A 5,176-nucleotide genomic window follows, 5' to 3' on the forward strand; every position below is an offset into this window, starting at 1 on the left:
TAGGCCTTGAGGTGCTCGCCGCCGTCGGGCTCGACCTTGCGCACCAGCCGCGCCCGCTCGTCGTGGACATACACCTCCTGGCTGCCATCCAGGTGCCGGACCGTGACGCTGCCGTCTTCGCCCCAGGTGTAGCGACTGTCCATCTGCGCAAACGAGGCCCAATGCCGTACGCAGCGGGACGCCGGTCCGACGCCTTGCCACTCCCAGTAGAAGCTCGCCCCGCCGGCCAGTTGTCGCTGGAGAATGACGTGTTGGTCGTCGTAGTCGTAGCGTTCGCTTTCACCCGCGGCATTGGTCGCTTCGATCAGTCGGAAACGTCCGTCGTAGCGGTAGGAAACCAGCGTCTGTTCGGTCCGCCAGGCTTCGTCGAGGGTGATAGCGGGATGGAAGCTCTGGTAATCGACGGCGATCAGGTGGCGCTGCTCGTAACGCAGGCGCAGGGCGCGCCCGGCGCCATTGTCCAAACGGCAGATGTCGCCATGGATGTTGCGCTGGAGGGTCAGTCGGTTGTCGTAGCGGTCGCTGAGGGCGCTCAGGTGGCCGTCGCGAAAGTGCAGGAATGCTGCGTTTTCGCCGGGCTGGGCGACGATCAGTTCGTCTGCCTCGGCCCCCAGGTAGATCGCCGCGCGAGCCAGGCTGTTGTGGATCGCCGGACGCTGGGCGCTGGGCAGTGGAAAGGTCGTGCGGCGGTTTTCCTGATCGACCCAGGTGACCTGCTCGCCGTCGAGTTCCAAACGATGGGCCAGGGCATGGCTCCAGCCGCGCCCGAGGCCGACGTCCAGGTCGGCGGCGCTGGTGCGGTACAAACGGGTGAAGACGAACGGCAAGCGGCCATCGAGGGTGCCATCGTCGAGGGTCAGCAGTTCTTCGCCGGTGACCATCGACACCGGACAGCCGCTGGTCTGGGTCTGGGACGCGGTGTCGGCGGGGTCGCCGTTGGGGTTTTTCGACTGGGCGGGGGCGTCGTCGTGGGGTTCGTATTTACTCAGTCGCGTAGATGCCTGGGATTTTTCCCGCACGATCGGAGCCGGGTTGCTGACCGACAGCGGCGCGGAATCCCCAGTGGCGATCTGTAACGGTCTGACAGGCGCCGGCCCCACCGACGGTCCTTGACCGGCGATTACTACTGGCTTCAGTACATCGGCATGTTTGTTGAGGCTGTCGCCGCCAAGTTGGCCCAAACGCTGACTCGATGCCTGCAACCACTCGCGGGCGCGTTCCGAGCGGACATGGCGCAACACTTTGCCGCTCATACGAAGCCCAACGCCCAGCCCACCGGTCACACGCGCCAAGAGGAAGTTGATCAAAATCGAGGCGCGCATTTCCCCCAGGAGTTCGGCCAGGTACTGCGGCGGCAGCATCCGCAGCCAACCGATGAACGCCGCGGTGTAGACGAAGAGCAAGGGCTCGTCACTGAGGATCATCAGGCCTTTGGCAATTGCCTCCGATGAGGCTTTCAGCAGTTGCTCAAGCTCAGTCTCGGTGAGGTATTCCAGCAGTTTTTCACTGTTGGCCTGTAGATCCGCCAACAGATCGAAGACCTGTTTTACGTCGTCCCATAGCCCAAACAGGGCGTTTTCAAAGCCACGTAGCTGGGCGTCCTGCAATGCGTTGAAGCGCTTTACAAAACCGCTCTCGGAAGACGCCTTCCACAACGGTTGAAACTCGTTCCATTCCGCTTTCAGCCAACCTTCGAGCTCGACGATCTCGAGCTGGTAGGACGCGTACAGCGCCTTGACATGATCGGTCGTGATACCTGGAAAAAAACTGATGCGGTAACGCTGTCCGCGGTCGCATTCGGGTACTTCCAAAATGCCGCTGGGGCCAATGACATGAGGGATCGGATCGCCAAAGATTTCCTTCCCCCGCTCGTCTTTAGTGATCGGTTCCAACACCACTGGTGTGTCGCCGATCGGCACGAAACGCGAGGCTTGGAACATGTGCACCAGCGTCAGCGGGCCTTGTGCCGGACACCTCGCCACCACGGCGCTGACCTGCTTGCCATCGTCTTTCGCGGGTGCGAGCGACACCTCCTTGCCAACTTTAAACACCTGCTTAATGTCTAGCGTCCGATTGGTCCAGAATCTTTCCGCCCAACTGTCGTAGTCACCCAGGCAGCGGCGAAAGTCCTGCAGTACTTCCTCGACATCGGGCGAGTTCATGGCGGCCAAGACCAGCGAACCGATGGCGCCGGTTAATGACGGGATCTTGTCAGGGAACTTCATGCAGGCAGCTCGCGGCGCGGGAGTGGGCGCGAGACTGTGCCGGGGATGGCAGAGGAAATAAGTCAGGTAAAGAAGCGGGGGATGTAGGGCAATTCTCTAAATTAGGCCAACGTTGCCAGAATTTCGCCAAAACCCCTTGGTTTCTGTCGCGGTGTTTATAGTCATCGACGGGGTTCGCACGCCAAGCGTTTGAATTTAGCGAATCGCCCTACATCCTTTGTCCCCTTCCACTGACTGAATTCAACTGTCATCCACGGCAGAGTCTCGCGTCCGCCCCCGCACCGAGATTCCTGCATGCCCAACTACGACAAAATTCTTGCCCAGGGCAATGTCATTGGTTCGCTGGTGATGGCAGTCATGGACTCGGATCACCCGGATGTCGAGGCGGTGCTGCACGACTTTCGCCACTGCCTGAACGACTACGACGCTTGGGCGGAAGACTTCTGGACCGGCCAAGCGCTAGACATCGAGCAGGTGTTCAAGGTGGGCAACGAGGTGTCCCTCGCGCCCGCAAAAAATGACAGCGAGCAGTTCAGCGCCGTAGTGGCGAGGTGTCCGGCACAAGGCCCGCTGACGTTGGTGCACATGTTTCAGGCCTCGCGTTTCGTCCCGATCGGCAACACGCCGGTGACGCTCGAACCGATTATTGAGGGCGAGCCGGGGAAGGAAACCTTTGGCGAGCCAGTCCCTCACGTCATCGGCCCTAGCGGTATTTTGGAAATACCCGAATGCGACCGAGGCCAGCGTTACCGCATCACCTTTTTTCCAAATGTCACGACCGATCATGTCAAGGCGCTGTACGCGTCCTACCAGCTCGTGATCGTCGAACTCGAAGGTTGGCTGAAAACCGAGTGGAACGAGTTTCAACCGCTCTGGAAGGAATTTTCTGAAGGCGGCTTCGTGAAGCGCTTCAACGTGTTGCGACAAGCTGAGCAGCGTGGTTTTGAAAGAACTGTGTATGGGCTGTGGGACAGCGTCAAACAGGTCTTCGATCTGTTGGCGGATTTGCGGGCCAACAGTGAAAAGCTGCTGGAATTCCTCACCGAGGCCGAGCTTGAGCAACTGCTGAAAGCCTCATCGGAGGCGATTGCCAAAGGCCTGATGATCCTGAGTGATGAGCCCTTGCTCCTCGTCTACACGGCGGCCTTCACCAGTTGGTTGCGGATGATGCCGCCGCAGTACAGAGCCGAGGTCATGGGAGAAATGCGCGCCTCGGTGCTGATCAATTTCCTCTTGGCGGCAGTCACCGGTGGCCTGGGCGTAGGCCTGCACCTGAGCGGCAAGGCGCTGCACTTGATCCGCTCGGAACGGGCCCGCGAGTGGTTGCAGGCATCGAGCCAGCGCTTGGGCCAACTTGGCGGCGACAGCCTCAACAAACATGCCGATGCACTGAAGCCGGTAGTCATCGCCGGCCGAGGGTCGTCAGTGGGGCCAGCGCCTGTCAGGCCGTTGCAGATCACCGCTGGGGATTCCGCGCCGCTGTCGGTCAGCAATCCGGCCCCAATCGTGCGGGAAAAATCCCAGGCCGCTGCGCGACTGAGCAAATACGAACCCCACGACGACGCCTCCACCCAATCAAAAAACCCCAACGGCGACCCCGCCGACAGCGCCGCCCAGACCCGCACCCACGGCTGCCCAGTATCGATGGTCACCGGCGAAGAACTGCTGACCCTGGAAGACGGCACCCTCGACGGACGCCTGCCGTTTGTCTTCACCCGCCTCTACCGCACCAGCGCCGCCGAACTGGACGCCGGCCTCGGCCTCGGCTGGAGCCATGCCCTGGCCCATCGCCTTTTGATCGAAGGCGAGGAAGTCATCTGGATCGACCAGGAAAACCGTCGCACCTCGTTCCCCCGACCGAACCTACAACGTCCGGCGATCCACAACAGCCTGGCCCGCGCGGCGATCTACCTGAGCAGCGAGCCGGACGAACTGATTGTCGCCCAGCCCGGCGAAGGCCCCCCTTTCCTACACTTTCGCAACGGTCATCTGATCGCCCTGAGCGATCGGTACGACAACCGCCTGACCATCCAACGCAACATCTACGGCGATATCAGCCGCCTGGACAACGGTGCCCAGCGCAGCCTGCGCCTGCGTTACGAGCATCGTCACCTGGTCGCCATCGACTACCAGAGCTTTCACCCCGAACGGCTGCCAGATGAAGCCTGGCGCACCGAACAGACGCTGGCGACCTACCGCTACGACGCGCGTTGGCGACTCATCGAAGCGACCAACGCCGCCGGTGAAAGCGAACGCTACGACTACGACGACCGACACATAATCCTGCAGCGACAACTGGCCGGTGGCGCGAGTTTTTATTGGGAATGGCAAGGCGTCGGTCTGGCGGTCCGCTGCGCTCGGCACTGGGCTTCGTTCGCGCAGATGGACAGCCGCTACACCTGGAGCGAGGACGGCAGTGTCATTGTCCAGAACCTCGATGGCAGCCAGGAAGTGTACGTCCACGACGAGCGGGCGCGGCTGGTGCGCCAGGTCGACCCCGATGGCGGCGAGCACCTCAAGGCCTATGACGAACAGGGCCGATTGATCGCCGAACAAGATCCGCTCGGCGCGGTAACCGAATACCGCTACGACGAAGTCGGACGGCTGGTGGCGCTGATTCCGCCTGAAGGCGAGCCCACTTCCTACGAATACCGCAACGGTTTCCTGCACGCCCGGCAGCGGGGCAAAGCCGTGTGGACCTACCGGCGCAATACCCGAGGGGACGTGATCGTCCTCATCGAGCCGGAAGGCCGGCGCACGGAATATGCCTACGACGCCCATGGGCAACTGCTGGCGACGTACGACCCGGACGGCGGCGAACATCGCTTCACCTGGAGTCGCCTGGGCCAACTGACCGAAGAGATCCTGCCCGACGGCAGTCGCCGGTGTTTTTCCTACGACGCCCTGGGGCGTTTACTCAGCCGCCAGGACGAACACGGCGCGCTCACGCA

The 5,176-nt window shown here is 61.7% G+C and carries 2 protein-coding genes; one reads left to right on the forward strand and one right to left on the reverse strand.

The window, feature by feature from the left end; genetic code table 11:
* The coding region (locus AB4Z20_RS27840) for a DUF6531 domain-containing protein (RefSeq protein WP_442091203.1) at positions 1–2,225 on the reverse strand (2,225 nt) is incomplete at its 3' end.
* A gap of 294 nt (positions 2,226–2,519) precedes the next feature.
* On the opposite strand from AB4Z20_RS27840, the gene AB4Z20_RS27845 reads away from it, so the two are divergent.
* The coding region (locus AB4Z20_RS27845) for a DUF6531 domain-containing protein (RefSeq protein WP_442091205.1) at positions 2,520–5,176 on the forward strand (2,657 nt) is incomplete at its 3' end.

Source organism: Pseudomonas sp. KB_12, assembly GCF_052114545.1.
GTDB lineage: Bacteria > Pseudomonadota > Gammaproteobacteria > Pseudomonadales > Pseudomonadaceae > Aquipseudomonas > Aquipseudomonas brassicacearum.